Below are 13,357 nucleotides of genomic sequence, written 5' to 3' on the forward strand. Positions count from 1 at the left end.
ACCCGGATCTCAGGTGAGGGCGGGGACGGGGACGAAGAGGAGCACCGTCGGGATGAGCAGCAGACCGGCGGCAGCCAGACACGAGACCAGCCGCACCATCGCCCGGGCCGGGTGCCGGGGTTGGCAGAGCCGCTCGATGCGCTCGGCGCTCAGCTCCTCCCGATGCTCGGGACTGATGCGGGCCGCCGCCGACACGGCTCGGGCGAGCACGGCAGGATCGATGCGCTCGCGGGCCTGGTCGTCGGCCATGAACTCGATGAGCCGGTTGACCGAATTCAGTCCGATCGCGGTGGCCGAGAAGAACGGCAGCGCCCGGTGCCAGGCCGCGAAGGGAATGACAAGGATATCGTGACGAAAATCGAGGTGCGCCTTCTCGTGGGCGATGACCGCTGAGCGCTCGTCTTCGCTGAGGACCTCAAGGAGCCCTGTTGAGAGCACGGCTGTGCCCTTGCGCGGGCCCTGCGGAAGGCAGTACGCCACGGCCTCGTCGGAGGAGATGATGCGCGTGTCGGGATAGTTCTGGGATGGTTCGCTGAGCAGGTGTAATATCTCGGCATGACGCAGTCGAGTCCTCCGCGCTGAGTAGAACGTCAGCGCCAGGCAGCCGAGGAGGCGCCCGATCAGCACGAGCGCGATGATGAGGAACGTCCACGCGAAGAGCGAGAGCTTCGCGTGGGATTCGCCGCGCACGAGATCCCAGAGGCCGTGGGGCAGGCTGGTGGCCGCAGGGTCGACGGCGAAGGCGAGTGCCGCTCCGATGAGGGAGAGGCCGCCGGAGAGGCCGACCGCCTGCCAGAGGATGACCTCGGAGATCGGATCGCTGCGGAATCGCCGCAGCAGCGCAGGCACGGGCCACGCCAGCAGGAATGCGAGGATCGCCAGAAGGCATCCCACGAGGATCATGGTGGAACTCGGCCGGCCGTCAGGAACGCGAGGAGTGGTTGCGTCCGAGCAGGTTGCGCAGGGTGTTCTCGTCGGCCTCGGTCACGGTGCCGAGGAAGCGGGCGAGGACAGCCTGGCGATCCGGGGCCTGGGAGAGCACCTCGGTCATGAGTTCGGCGACGTGGTCCTCTCGCGTCGACACCGCGATGTAGCGATGCGGGCGGACGCTGCGGTCGCGGGTGACGAAACCCTTCTTCTCGAGCCGGGTGAGAACGGTGTGGATCGTCGTCAGCGCGAGATCCCGATCAGCGAGGGCGTCGCGCAGCTCGGCTGCGCTCAGTCCGTCGTCGTGGACCCAGATGGCGTCCATGACGCTGCGTTCGAGTTCGCCCAGTGTTCCCACGATTCCCTTGTCCTTCGAGAAGTCCATTCGCCTTGTCCGCTCATTCTACCTCTACGCAATGTCGAATTCCATGTGAGGCCGGCCTCTGTGCGCGGTGGGTTCGACCTGGTGCCGCGGAATCTGCCGCGACGCCGATGCGGTTTCTGGGACGTGATGAGTCGCACTGTGAGACGTTGTCCAACCGACTTCTACCGGGCGTAGAATTCTACGTGTTGTAGAAAGATTCCCTCGACGACAGGATTGGAGAAGCCCATGGAACTGGATCCGGTGCTCATCGGCCGTTGGCAGTTCGGCATCACCACGGTCTACCACTTCTGGATGGTTCCGCTCACCCTCGGGCTCGGCATGCTCGTCGCGATCCTCCAGACCATCTACCACCGCACGGGCAACGAGGTCTACCTGCGGGCGACGAAGTTCTTCGGCAAGCTCTTCCTCATCAACTTCATCATGGGCGTGGCCACCGGTCTCGTCCAGGAATTCCAGTTCGGCATGGCCTGGAGCGAATACTCCCGCTTCGTCGGCGACGTCTTCGGTGCCCCGCTGGCGATGGAGGCTCTGCTCGCCTTCTTCCTCGAATCGACGTTCCTCGGCATGTGGATCTTCGGTTGGGGACGACTGCCGCGCTGGCTCCACCTGACCGCGCTGTGGTGCGCGGTCATCGGCTCGTGGATCTCAGCGTTCTTCATCATCGTCGCGAACTCGTGGATGCAGCACCCCGTCGGCGTCGAACTCGTCGACGGCAAGCCCGTGATGACCGATGTCTGGGCGGTGCTCGGCAACAACACCGCGATCGCGGCCTACACCCACACCCTCTTCGGCGCCCTCGCCGTCGGCGGCAGCTTCCTCGTCGGCATCTCGTGGTACCACCTCTACCGTCGGCGCAAGGACGGCATCGACTCCGTCGGAGCCGACGGCAAGGTCATCGTCGGCAGCGCTGCGGACGTTCCCGGACGCGACAAGATCGACTACAAGGTGTGGATCACCTCTCTGCGGATCGGAGCGATCACCGGCATCATCGCCTTCGCCGGCGTCTCGATCACCGGCGACATCCAGGCCAAGCTCATGTTCGAGCAGCAGCCGATGAAGATGGCCTCGGCCGAGGGCGCCTGCCACGACGGCACCGAGTTCTCTGTGCTCACGATCGGCGACCCCGCCTCGAACAAGTGCTCCGAGGTCCAGAACGTCCTCGAGATCCCGGGTCTGCTCTCGTTCCTCGCCAACGGCGACTTCGAGACTCCCGTCCGCGGTGTCACGACGCTGCTGCCGGAGTACCAGGAGCGCTACGGCACGACGATCCCCGACGATCCGCGCTACGGCGAGCATGCGGGCGAACCGATCAACTACCAGCCCATCATGATCGTCACGTACTGGGGCTTCCGCGCCATGATCGGCTTCGGCATCATCGCCGCCGGTGTCTGCGTCGTCGGACTGTGGCTCACCCGCAAGGGGACGGTGCCGACCTCGACCTGGCTGATGCGCGGGGCGCTGCTGGCGATCGCCGCGCCGTTCATCGCGAACTCGGCCGGGTGGATCTTCACCGAGATGGGCCGTCAGCCCTTCGTCGTCGCTCCGAACCCGGCGCAGCTCGACGGGGTGTACATGTTCACCCAGGCCGCGCTCTCGCCCCAGGTGACACCGGCGATGCTGCTGTTCTCGCTGATCAGCCTCACCCTCGTCTACGGCGGGCTGATGGTCGTCGAGCTCAAACTGCTCACGAAGTACATCAGGGGAGGGGTCGCCTCGGCGATGCCCGAACTCGCCGAGTCCAATCACAGACCGACCATCACCGGCAAAGACGACGACGTTCTGTCGTTCGCCTACTGAGGAGGAGAAGACCGATGGAGATTCTTGCGACGATCTGGTTCGTCCTCATCGCAGTCCTGTGGATCGGATACCTCTTCCTCGACGGGTTCGATCTCGGCGTCGGCATGCTCATGCCGATCTTCACCAAGGACGAGCGCGGCAAGCGCGTCCTGCTCAATTCGATCGGTCCCGTCTGGGACGGCAACGAGGTGTGGCTGATCACCGCCGGCGGGGCGATGTTCGCGGCGTTCCCGCACTGGTACGCCTCGCTCTTCAGCGCCCTCTACATCCCGCTCACGCTCTGCCTGCTCGGGCTGATCTTCCGTGCCGTGGCCATCGAGTACCGCGGCAAGGGCCACACCCAGCGGTGGCTGACGTTCTGGACCTGGGCGATGGCGATCGGCTCGACGGTCACCGCCTTCCTCATCGGCGCCCTCCTCGTGACCACGACGACGGGTCTGCCGCTCAATGAGAACGGCGACCTCGTCGGCGGAGCCTTCGCGTGGTTCGGCTGGCCTGCCGTCCTCGGCGGTCTCGCCGGGGTGACCTTCTGCTTCGTCCACGGCCTCCTCTTCCTCACGCTCAAGACCGAAGGCGAACTGCGGGCGAAGGCCCGGCGCTGGGCGACGAAGTCGATGCTCGTGTGCTCCGTGCCGATGCTCATCTGGTTCGTCCTCGCGATTCTCAACCGCACGTGGCTCGTCGTGCCCGTCGGCATCGCCGTCGTCGCGATCATCGCAGCATACGTTGCGATCCGCGCGGGGGCGGAGAAGAAGGCGTTCTTCCTCCATGGGCTCTTCCTCCTCGCGGGCATGGCCGCCGTCTTCACCGGCGTCTACCCGAACGTCCTGCCCTCGACGCTCGATCCGGCGTTCTCGCTGACCGTGGGCACTGCCTCGTCGTCGGACTACACCCTCGGCGTCATGCTCATCGTCACCGCGATCTTCCTGCCGATCGTCATCGGCTACCAGATCTACAGCTACCGGCACTTCCTCAACCGGATCGCCGAATCGCACATCCCCGACGCCCACCGGGTGCCGGCGGCGATCCGCTCGTGAGCTCACCGCTCGGGATCCTCCTGTCCCTGCCCGGGGGCAGGAGGTCCCTCGTCCTCGCTCTCACCTCGGCCGCCGTCCGCGCGGTCGGCATCGTCTTCATCGCCGAGGCGCTCGTGCGCACGATCCTCGACCTCGGGCCCGTCCCGCTCTGGGTCGTCCTCGGCGTGCTCGGGGCGGCCCTGCGCGGGGCGAGCCTGTGGGCCGACCACAGCCTGGGAACCGCGCAGTCCGCCGCTGCCAAGCGAGGGCTGCGCTCCCGGATCCTCGGGACTCTGCTGCGCCGCCCCGGCCAGCCGCGCGCGAAGGCCGCGGTCACCGTCACCCGCGGCATCGACGACCTCGACGACTACTTCACCACCGTCGTCCCCGCCCTCGCGCAGGCCGCGATCGTCCCGGCCGTCCTCCTCGTGCGGATCGTCTTCGCCGATGTGCTCTCGGCGATCATCATCGTCCTCTGCCTCCCGCTCGTGCCGTTCTTCATGATCCTCATCGGCCGCTACACCGAGGAGACGACGAAGCAGAGCATCCGCGCCCTCGAACAGCTCTCGGACCACCTCGCTGAGCTCGCCGAGGGACTGCCCGTCCTCATCGGCCTCGGCCGCTCCCGGGAGCACGCGCGCACCCTGCGACGTCTCAGCGACGACTACCATGCGGCGAGTCTGACGACTCTGCGCGTCGCCTTCCTCTCCAGCCTCGCCCTCGAACTCATCGCGACGATCTCCGTCGCCCTCGTCGCCGTCGTCATCGGCGTCCGACTCGTGTCCGGGTCGATGGAGCTCAGTGACGGACTCCTCGCCCTGCTGCTGGCCCCCGAGTGCTTCATGCCGCTGCGGGCCCTCGGGGCCGGCTTCCACGCCAGTGAGAACGGTCGGGACGCCTTCGAGCGTGCCCACACCCTGCTCGACGACCCCGACCGCACGAGGGAGGACGCCGTCCCCGGCGACCGCGCCGGCGCCTCGGCGACGGGAGGCGACCACCGGGCCGTCTACGCCGACGGCACGACGATCACCTGGGCGGACACGATGCCGACGGAACCCGGGATCACTGCCGTGCTCGGTCCCTCGGGGGCGGGGAAGACGACGGTGCTCTCAGCGCTCACGGGCAGCCTGCCCGAAGGTGCGGAGACGACGATCGCCTCCCAGCGGGCCGCCCTCGTCCCGCAGAGCCCGCGGACCTTCGGCGCGACCGTCGGCGAGGAGCTTGCAACCTTCGGGCTCTCAGACGACGACGCGACCGCTGCCCTGCGAGAGGCGGGGCTGCCTGTCGACGGCGACCAGGCGACGGCGGCGCTCAGTCCCGGTCAGCTGCGCCGGCTCGCCCTCGTCCGCCTCCGCGCCCGGATGCGGGAGGACGCCGATCTGCTCGTCCTCGACGAACCCACCGCCCACCTCGACGACGACAATGCGGAGATCATCATCGCCATGATCGCCGAGGCGGCCAAGCACACCCGGGTCGTCCTCGCCAGCCATGACCCGCGGGTCCTCGCCCTCGCCACGGACACGATCACCCCGGTCCTCGGCCGGGCGGAGACGGCACCGGCGACCGATGGGGACAGGGGGCGCACGGGAGTCCCGAGCGCCTCGGGGGCAGCGAAGACCGCCTCATCGCACACCGCCGGCCCGAACACCGGAACGACAGCGGATGTCGCGAGCCCGCCTCCCTCGGGTGCCGGCCCGGCGGGGCCTGCGACCGACACCGAGCGCACGGCACAGCGCAGCGCGCAGGCTCGGATCGACGCGTCGTCGCGGACCCACGGAGGACCCGGCACCCTCCGCGCCCGCTGGAGGACGCTGCGGGCGACCCTGCCGCTGTTCACCGGCACCATGGCCATCGCCCTGCTCACCGCGTGCGCGGCGAGCCTCGCGGCGATCTCGCTCACCGCCGTCTCCGCGTGGCTCATCGTCGAGGCCTCGTACGGTCCTCCGATCATGACGCTGCTCGTCGCGATCGTCGGCGTGCGCTTCTTCGGTCTGTGCCGCTCCGTCCTGCTCTACGTGAGCCGGCTCCACCTCCACTCGGCGGTCTTCGGTGCGCTCGGACGGCTGCGCTCGGTGCTGTGGACGCACTTCACACAGGCCGGGATGAGCGACCGGAAGATGCTCTCCTCGGACACGGCGCTGGCGACGATGGTCGCCGACGCCGACGAAGTCCGCGACCTCGTGCCCCGCACGCTCTTCCCGCCCGTCGTCACAGCCCTCGTCGTCACCGCCGTGATCATCGCCGCAGCGATCCTCGACCCGGCCTCCGTGCCCGTCATCGTCGTCCTCGGCATCATCAACGTCATCGTCGTCCCACTCGTCTTCGTCCGGGCCGAGGGCGTGCTCGCGAACCGCATCCACGTCGGTCGGGCCATGGTCCTCTCGCTCCTCACCCGTGCCCTCGGTGCGAAGGCCGACCTGCGCGCCAACGGCGCCGAGGACGCGGTGCTCGACCGACTCGCCGAGGCCGAGGACGACCTCGAGTCCGCGCAGAAGAGGTCGGCGCGCCACCTCGGCGCCGCTCAACTGTGGATCGAGGCCTCGACCGTGCTCGCGGCGATCGTCATCGCACTGACCTCGGGCGCTCCCACGGAGATCCTCGCCGTCGTCGTCCTCAGCACCTTCGGCCTCGCCGACGTCTTCGCCTCCGCCCTGGGGGCGTGGCGGCAGATGCCCGCTCTCGGCATCGCCCTCGACCGGCTCCCGCCCGTCACCGCCGCCGCTGAGTCCGAGCTCGCCGAGGCGGATCCGGCCGAGTCCGAGGAGACCGAGGCCCACCCCGCCGAGGCGGCCCGGACAGAGTCCGAGGCCTGGGAGCCGGATCGTGCGCCCCTGACCGAGCTCGAGCTCGCCGACGTCTCGGTGGGCTGGGACGGCGTGCCCGTGCTCGAGGACCTCGCTCTCACGGCAGATGCCACCGCGTGGACCGTCGTGTGCGGGGAGAGCGGCAGCGGGAAGACGACGACTGTGAGCGTGCTCCTGCGCTTCCTCGACCCCTGGTCGGGCACCTACTCGGCCGAAGAGGGGGACGGCGGGCGCATCGATGTCCTCGCCCTCGGTCCCGAGGAGCTCGCCGGGCGCATCGCGTGGTGTCCGCAGGAGGCGCACGTCTTCAGGTCGACGGTGCGCGGCAACCTCGCCCTGGCCTCGCGACGGGTCCCCGACGATGAGGCGATGTTCTCAGCCCTGCGTGCGGCAGGCCTCGGGCATTGGGCGACCCCGGCCGGTCTCGACCGGTGGGTCGGTGACCACGGTGGAGAGATCTCCGGCGGCGAGCGGCAGCGGCTGGCGATCGCCCGCACCCTGCTCACCGGGGCCGAGGTCATCGTCCTCGACGAACCGACGGCCCACCTCGACGAGGGAACCGCGCACCGCCTCATCGACGACCTGCGTACCAGCCTGAGCGATCACACGGTCATCATGGTCACCCATGATCACAGCCTGGTGGCCGCGGGCGACCGGGTGGAGCAGCTGGGGACGGAGGTCAGTCCCGCTTCGATCCGAACATGATCTCGTCCCAGCTGGGGATCGAGGCGCGGCTGCTCTTCTTCTTCGCCCGCGACTCGGACTCCTTGGACTCGGACTCCTTGGGGGAGGCCACGCCGTCGCTGACACCGGGCTCGTTGAGCAGGGAGAGCTGATTGTCGTCGTCGAAGGTCCCGACCTCCTGGGTCGGCTCCTGCTCGTCCTCGCCGGAGACGTGATCCGCCTCGGCGGGGGAGCGGGACTCGAACGCGAGGACCTCGTCATCGGTGGCGTCGGCGGGACGACCGGGGGCGGTGTGAGCGCCCTGCGGATGGGTCTCGGGATCCTCGGTCACCGCGCGCAGACGGCCCCGAGGCTCCTCGTCGTCGTCATGCCGGGTCCGGCGACGGCGGAGGTTCTCCAGGATCCGACCCGTCTCGACCTGATGGTCGCTCAGTGTGGACGGACGCTCCTGGGAGCGTGAGGCCACCTCCGCCTCGGCGGGGGGAGTCTCGATCTCCTCGGTGGTGCGGCGACGCTCCCCGTTCGAGCTGTAGCCGGGGATCGGTCCGGTGTCGGTGGGTCCGGAGTCGGCGAGCCACTTCGCCTCGTCGTCGAGGGCGGTGAGCGAACCCCGGTAGTAGTTCCATCCGGCGGTCCGCTTGCGGTCGGCGGCGGTGAAGCTGAGCTCGACGTACCAGTTGCCGTCCTGCTGCTTCCAGGCGTCCCAGTCCATCGTCTCGATGTCGACGTCGCGCATCGCCAGGCGGGTCTGGGCGAGCTCGATGAGGGGAGTCGGATCGCCGTTGGGATCGTGGTCGGAGTAGATGGGATGCCGGCTCGCGGTGTGCGCCATGTGCGCGCGTTCGGCGAGCGCCGGGCGTTCGTAGGTGCGGACCTGGTCGGGATCGGCGCCGGTGGCGGAGATGACCTCCTCGGCGCTCATGCCGCCGCGGATCATCGCCTGGATGTCGCGGGGGCGCACGGGCGCATCGGAGCGCACCACGGCCCTGTCCTTGCGCACAGCCGCATAGAGCGACTCGTCGAGTGCCAGTCTGTACTGCGCCCCGGAGTCATCGCCGAGGAGCAGATGTGTGCCGTCGGCGTCGACCCCGTGCAAGATCAGTTCACGCATTCGCCTTCGCTCCTTGTCATCGCTTCTCACCCTGCATCGTGTCACGTCCGAGCCCTCGAAGCCCGCAGATTTCCGCGCGAGTCGCGAAATCCGGCGCCCTCGTGAGTCGGATCCGCTCAGGGTGCGGACAGCGGGCGGCGGAGGACTGCAGCCTGTAAAATCGCAGTCGTGAATACGACAGCTCCCATCGACACCATCGTCCTCATGTCCTTCGGCGGACCGGAAGCTCCCGAGGAGGTGGTTCCCTTCCTCAAGAACGTCACCGCAGGCCGCGGCATCCCCGAGGAGAGGCTCGAGGAGGTGGGGGAGCACTACTACGGATTCGGGGGGAAGTCCCCGATCAACGACCAGAACAAGGCGCTGCTCGCGGCGCTGCGGGACGAGATCGGGCGCCGTCACCTCGACCTTCCCATCGTGTGGGGCAACCGGAACTGGACGCCCTACCTCACCGACGTCGCCCGCGACGAGGCGAAGGCCGGTCGCAGCCGCTTCCTCGCGATCGACACCTCGGCGTACTCCTCCTACTCCTCGTGCCGCCAGTACCGCGAGGACTTCGCCGGCACCGTGGATACGCTGGCCGCGGAGGGCGTCGAGGTGAGCTTCGACAAGATCCGCCAGTTCTACAACCACCCCGGCTACGCCGAGGCCTGCGCCGAGCTCCTCGGGGAGGGGCTGACCGACTTCGCCGGACAGGTCGGGGAGCTCGACCCGCAGCGGCACCGCATCCTCTTCGTCACGCATTCGATCCCCGACGTCATGCAGGCCGCCTCGGAGGTCGAGACCGTCGGCTACCGGGCTGAGCACGAAGAGCTCATGGCGTGGCTGCTCGACGGGCTCGAGGCCGGTCAGCGCCTGCCCGCCGAACTCGTCTACTGCTCGCGGTCGGGACCGCCTTCGATGCCGTGGCTCGAGCCCGACGTCAACGACCGGATGACCGAACTCGCCGCGGAGGGCGTCACCGGCGTCGTCCTCGTGCCCATCGGGTTCATCTCCGACCACATGGAGGTCGCCTTCGACCTCGACACCGAGGCGAAGGAGACGGCCGCCGACCTCGGGCTCGCGTTCACCCGCGTCGCCACCGTCGGTACCCACCCGCGCTTCGTCTCCGGGCTCGTCGACCTCGTCGAGGAGCGGCTCGCACAGCTGCGCGGGGAGTCCGTCGAGACGCCCGCGCTGCCGGGCACGACGCCGCTGTCCCCCGGCAGCGGCGCGTGCAGCATCGCGTGCTGCCGCGGCCGCGCCGACAAGCCCACGCTGCCGAACTGGGCGCCTGCTGCCGGGTGAGATCTCTCTCATTCACGCCGGCCGTCGCTTTGCGAGGCGAGGAACGTCCGAAAAGTGACGGCGGGCTTGAGCGAGCGCGGTTTCGCGCTCGACAGAGCATGCGCACGGACAGCGCGTACGCAGGAAGGCGGGTGCCCTCGGGCACCCGCCTTCCGTCGTTCCACCGCCTCGGTGGTGGGACTCAGCTCTGCTCTTCAGGCTCCGGGATCACCGGCAGCGCACCGGTCTCGGCCTTGATGACCTCGACGATGGGCCCGGTGTCGACGTCGTTGCGGTCGGCGAGTTCGAGGAGGTTCTCGAGGTCGTCGATGAGGTTCTCGACGAGGTAGTCGTCTCCGGCTGATCGGGCATCCTGCAAGCGGTGACGGACATCGTCGATCCTGCTGTCCAGCTGCTCTGCGAATTCACTCATCGTGCATCCGTCCTTCCGGGAATAGTCGGTCGGGGATGAGCGGAGTCATCGCCGACGTGTGTTCGGTGCTCGTCGAAATCCGGCGCACGCGCACGGCATCGTCCTCTGCATTCTGACAGAGCTTTTCGAGAGTCGTATGTGTGAGCGTCATAAGGTGACGAGAATCACCGTGACAGGTTATCATCTGCTCTTGCCAATGGGTGCCATGCAGTGCACAATGCTGGGGACACGATAGGCGACAGGGGCTGAAACTCCATTTCAGCACACCCGACAGAGAGCGATGAGGCCATATGGCAACCGATTACGACGCACCTCGCAAGCACGACGACGAAATCAAGAGCGACTCGATCGAGCAGCTCAAGGCGCAACGCTCGCAGGCCCAGGCGAGCAAGATCGACGAGGACGAGACGGCGGCCGCCGAAGGGTTCGAGCTCCCGGGTGCCGACCTGTCGAACGAAGAGCTCTCCGTCCGCGTGCTTCCGAAGCAGAACGACGAATTCACGTGCATGGAGTGCTTCCTCGTCCGTCACCGCTCGCAGCTGGCCAGCGATGAGGGCGGAATCCTCATCTGCACGGACTGCGCAGGCTGAGCCTCACCTCGTCGACGTCGTCAACGCGCCCCCATTCGGGGCGCGTTTTCGTTTTCCCGCGACGCAGCCGAGCCGGGCGGGCTCTGCCGTGCCGTGCGGCACAGCCGTGCCGTGCGGCTCTGCCGGGCGGGCTCAGCCGTTGAGTGCGGCGGCGAGCTCGCGGGGTCGGCGCGTCGAGACGAGCCAGTACGGTGTGGGGTCGGCCGCGTCGTCGATGTCGACGCGCACCGCGGTCTTCACCCACGGGCGGGTGACGAGGAAGGCGCGCGCGTCGAGTCCGACGCCGCGGGCGGTGCCGGTCGCGGTCTCGTCGAGCGCCTCGGCGCGGGAGATGAAGATCCGTTCGATGTGGGCTTCACCGACGTAGAGCCTCTGGTCGGTGACGATGATCGTCACGGTCAGCGAACGCAGCCACAGGGCGAGGAGTGCGAAGGTGATCACGGGCAGGACGAAGGCGCCGAGCGCCCACACGGGGAGGACCATGAGCGCCGTCGAGCCCGCGCCGATCGCGGAGAGCACCCACATCGCTGGCGAGGGGCGCACCTTCTCCCGAAAGGCGACGTGCGGTTCGGTATGAGTCTGAGCCATGTCCTCCATTGTCCCACAGCGGACGTTTTTGAAGCGCTCAGCCTGGAGGACTAGAGTGCTTCCTTGTGACAGAAGGCTTGCAGATCGACATCACGCTCGTCGACGAGGGAATGGCCCCGCCGACCTACGCACACGCGTCCGACGCCGGCGCGGATCTGTGCTCGGCGATCGACTTCACCCTCGAACCCTTCGAGCGCAGAGTGGTGCCCACGGGCATCGCGATCGCGCTCCCCGCCGGCCACGCCGGTTTCGTCCATCCCCGCTCGGGACTCTCGAGCCGGCACGGGGTGACCGTGGTCAACGCACCCGGGACGATCGACTCCGGGTACCGCGGTGAGGTGAAGGTGCCGCTCATCAACCTCGACCCGAAGGTGCCGATGCGGATCTCCCGCGGAGACCGCATCGCCCAGCTCATCATCCAAGAGGTCCGGCAGGCCGACTTCCGCGTCGTCGACAGCCTCGACGACAGCGACCGCGGCGCCGGCGGATTCGGCTCCACCGGCGGAGTCGTCACCGGCCTCGGCAATACAGTGGAGTGAAGGATCATGGGACTGTTTTCACGTTTCTCCAAGAAGTCGTCACCGGAGACTGACGAGACCCCGGACACCGAGGTCGTCGACCGGGACGAGACCGACTCAGCCGTGGACGCCGAGGCGGATGCCTCCGACGAGTCCACCTCCGACGAATCCGCCTCCGACGACGTCGTCGAGACGGAGGCGGAGACCGAGGACCTCGACGAGGATGCGATGCTCGAGAAGTCCGCTCCCTTCGACCGCTCCGAGAAGGGTCCTTTCGACGCGGCCGAGGACTACCCCGAGCTCAACCGCCTCGACCTCGGGGCGCTCAAGGTCCCCGTCGTCGACGGCATGCAGATCCGACTCGACACCGACGACGAGACCGAGCGCGTGCTCGCCGTCACCCTCATCCACGACGGCGGCGGTGTGCAGCTCCAGGCATTCGCGACCCCGCGCTCCGAAGGCCTGTGGAACACCGTGCGCCGCCAGCTCGCGACGAGCGTCGAAGCGCAGGGCGGCGAGTGCACCGAACTCCACACCGGCCTCGGTCGTGAGCTCGCCGTCGAGGTTCCCGCGAAGTCCGAAGACGGGCGCCCGAGCAGGCGCGCGATGCGCTTCGCCGGCATCGACGGCCCCCGCTGGTTCATCCGCGCCGTGTTCTCCGGCAAGGCCGTCACCGACACCGAGGTGAGGGCCGAGCTCAGCGCCCTCGTCCGCGGCGTCGTCGTCGACCGCGGGCAGGAGGCGATGGCTCCCCGAGAGCTCATCGTGCTCACCGCCCCCGAGGTCGAGGCCGCCGAGGAGGAGACGGACGAGACCGAGGACATCAACCCGTTCGCCCGCGGACCCGAGATCACCGAGGTCCGCTGATCCCATGCGCGGACTCATCTCCCGCCTCAGCCACGGCTTCGGGTCTCGCGACGACGACGCGCGCGAGGACCTGCGGCTGGCCAGCCGGATCCCCGGCGTCTCGTGCATCGACACCGTCCCGTCCCGGTCGACGGTGCGCGTGGCCGGCGTCGTCAGCTCCCTGACCCGGTCGACGAACAGTGACAATCCGCGGCTGACGATCACCGTCTCCGACGGCACCGGCGAAGTCGAGGCACAGTTCCTCGGCCGCCGGGAGATCAGCGGCATCAGGCCCGGTGCGCTCATCGTCCTCGAAGGCCGCTTCTGCGACCGCGACGGTCTCCTGCGCGCCCACAACCCCGTCTACGAGCTCGTCGCCTCCCGCGACGACTGAG

The 13,357-nt window shown here is 68.4% G+C and carries 13 protein-coding genes; 8 read left to right on the plus strand and 5 right to left on the minus strand.

Annotated elements, in window-relative coordinates; all coding sequences use genetic code 11:
• Positions 1-9: 9 nt before the first annotated feature.
• The gene (locus BC102111_RS04200; RefSeq protein WP_101623695.1) at positions 10-903 is read right to left on the minus strand and encodes a M56 family metallopeptidase; all 894 of its coding nucleotides are present in this window, start codon (positions 901-903) and stop codon (positions 10-12) included.
• A gap of 19 nt (positions 904-922) precedes the next feature.
• On the minus strand, positions 923-1,285 hold the full coding sequence (locus BC102111_RS04205) for a BlaI/MecI/CopY family transcriptional regulator (protein WP_040341501.1): 363 nt from the start codon (positions 1,283-1,285) through the stop codon (positions 923-925).
• A gap of 252 nt (positions 1,286-1,537) precedes the next feature.
• Here BC102111_RS04205 and BC102111_RS04210 point away from each other — a divergent pair, with 252 nt between their 5' ends.
• From BC102111_RS04210 to cydC, 3 genes are read left to right on the plus strand one after another with little or no spacing between them, the layout of a single operon-like run.
• A complete protein-coding gene (locus tag BC102111_RS04210) occupies positions 1,538-3,109 on the plus strand; it encodes a cytochrome ubiquinol oxidase subunit I (RefSeq protein WP_101623696.1) in 1,572 nt (523 codons plus the stop codon).
• Positions 3,110-3,123: 14 nt separating this feature from the next.
• Positions 3,124-4,146 (plus strand): cytochrome d ubiquinol oxidase subunit II, encoded by a 1,023-nt coding sequence (gene cydB, locus BC102111_RS04215; RefSeq protein WP_009376984.1) that lies wholly within the window; start codon positions 3,124-3,126, stop codon positions 4,144-4,146.
• On the plus strand, positions 4,143-7,634 hold the full coding sequence (cydC, locus tag BC102111_RS04220) for a thiol reductant ABC exporter subunit CydC (RefSeq protein ID WP_101623697.1): 3,492 nt from the start codon (positions 4,143-4,145) through the stop codon (positions 7,632-7,634). The genes cydB and cydC overlap by 4 nt, the downstream gene beginning before the upstream one ends.
• Here cydC and sepH read toward each other — a convergent pair.
• Positions 7,609-8,724, minus strand: a complete 1,116-nt coding sequence (gene sepH, locus BC102111_RS04225) for a septation protein SepH (RefSeq protein ID WP_101623698.1) — start codon at positions 8,722-8,724, stop codon at positions 7,609-7,611. The two genes, cydC and sepH, sit on opposite strands and share 26 nt — an antisense overlap.
• 168 nt (positions 8,725-8,892) lie before the next feature.
• On the opposite strand from sepH, the gene BC102111_RS04230 reads away from it, so the two are divergent.
• Positions 8,893-10,008: a ferrochelatase gene (locus BC102111_RS04230; RefSeq protein ID WP_009376990.1), complete on the plus strand. Its 1,116-nt coding sequence runs from the start codon at positions 8,893-8,895 to the stop codon at positions 10,006-10,008.
• Positions 10,009-10,189: 181 nt separating this feature from the next.
• On the opposite strand, the gene BC102111_RS04235 is transcribed toward BC102111_RS04230, so the two are convergent.
• Positions 10,190-10,420 (minus strand): hypothetical protein, encoded by a 231-nt coding sequence (locus BC102111_RS04235; protein WP_009376992.1) that lies wholly within the window; start codon positions 10,418-10,420, stop codon positions 10,190-10,192.
• Positions 10,421-10,710: 290 nt separating this feature from the next.
• On the opposite strand from BC102111_RS04235, the gene BC102111_RS04240 reads away from it, so the two are divergent.
• Positions 10,711-11,010 carry a DUF4193 domain-containing protein gene (locus tag BC102111_RS04240; protein ID WP_009376994.1) on the plus strand — a complete coding sequence of 100 codons (300 nt, stop codon included), beginning with the start codon at positions 10,711-10,713 and terminating at the stop codon, positions 11,008-11,010.
• 132 nt (positions 11,011-11,142) lie between these two features.
• Here the strand turns inward: BC102111_RS04240 and BC102111_RS04245 are convergent, their stop codons facing one another.
• Positions 11,143-11,598 carry a DUF3093 domain-containing protein gene (locus BC102111_RS04245; RefSeq protein ID WP_040341470.1) on the minus strand — a complete coding sequence of 152 codons (456 nt, stop codon included), beginning with the start codon at positions 11,596-11,598 and terminating at the stop codon, positions 11,143-11,145.
• A 65-nt stretch (positions 11,599-11,663) separates the two neighbouring features.
• On the opposite strand from BC102111_RS04245, the gene dut reads away from it, so the two are divergent.
• From dut to BC102111_RS04260, 3 genes are read left to right on the plus strand one after another with little or no spacing between them, the layout of a single operon-like run.
• Positions 11,664-12,137, plus strand: coding sequence for a dUTP diphosphatase (gene dut / locus BC102111_RS04250; protein WP_009376998.1), 474 nt, complete (start codon positions 11,664-11,666; stop codon positions 12,135-12,137).
• A 6-nt stretch (positions 12,138-12,143) separates the two neighbouring features.
• Complete coding sequence (locus BC102111_RS04255; RefSeq protein ID WP_009377000.1) at positions 12,144-12,983, plus strand: DUF3710 domain-containing protein; 840 nt, start codon at positions 12,144-12,146, stop codon at positions 12,981-12,983.
• A 4-nt stretch (positions 12,984-12,987) separates the two neighbouring features.
• The gene (locus BC102111_RS04260) at positions 12,988-13,356 is read left to right on the plus strand and encodes an OB-fold nucleic acid binding domain-containing protein (RefSeq protein WP_009377004.1); all 369 of its coding nucleotides are present in this window, start codon (positions 12,988-12,990) and stop codon (positions 13,354-13,356) included.
• Position 13,357: the final 1 nt, after the last annotated feature.

Origin of the sequence: Brevibacterium casei CIP 102111 (assembly GCF_900169275.1) — a bacterium.
Taxonomy (GTDB): domain Bacteria; phylum Actinomycetota; class Actinomycetes; order Actinomycetales; family Brevibacteriaceae; genus Brevibacterium; species Brevibacterium casei.

Bases quoted from the DNA above. Each gene is read 5' to 3' on its own strand.
- BC102111_RS04255 (WP_009377000.1), top strand. From the start codon at position 12,144: ATGGGACTGTTTTCACGTTTCTCCAAGAAGTCGTCACCGGAGACTGAC.
- cydB (WP_009376984.1), top strand. From the start codon at position 3,124: ATGGAGATTCTTGCGACGATCTGGTTCGTCCTCATCGCAGTCCTGTGG.
- BC102111_RS04260 (WP_009377004.1), top strand. From the start codon at position 12,988: ATGCGCGGACTCATCTCCCGCCTCAGCCACGGCTTCGGGTCTCGCGAC.
- BC102111_RS04240 (WP_009376994.1), top strand. From the start codon at position 10,711: ATGGCAACCGATTACGACGCACCTCGCAAGCACGACGACGAAATCAAG.
- sepH (WP_101623698.1), bottom strand. From the start codon at position 8,724: ATGCGTGAACTGATCTTGCACGGGGTCGACGCCGACGGCACACATCTG.
- BC102111_RS04245 (WP_040341470.1), bottom strand. From the start codon at position 11,598: ATGGCTCAGACTCATACCGAACCGCACGTCGCCTTTCGGGAGAAGGTG.
- BC102111_RS04235 (WP_009376992.1), bottom strand. From the start codon at position 10,420: ATGAGTGAATTCGCAGAGCAGCTGGACAGCAGGATCGACGATGTCCGT.
- BC102111_RS04210 (WP_101623696.1), top strand. From the start codon at position 1,538: ATGGAACTGGATCCGGTGCTCATCGGCCGTTGGCAGTTCGGCATCACC.
- BC102111_RS04200 (WP_101623695.1), bottom strand. From the start codon at position 903: ATGATCCTCGTGGGATGCCTTCTGGCGATCCTCGCATTCCTGCTGGCG.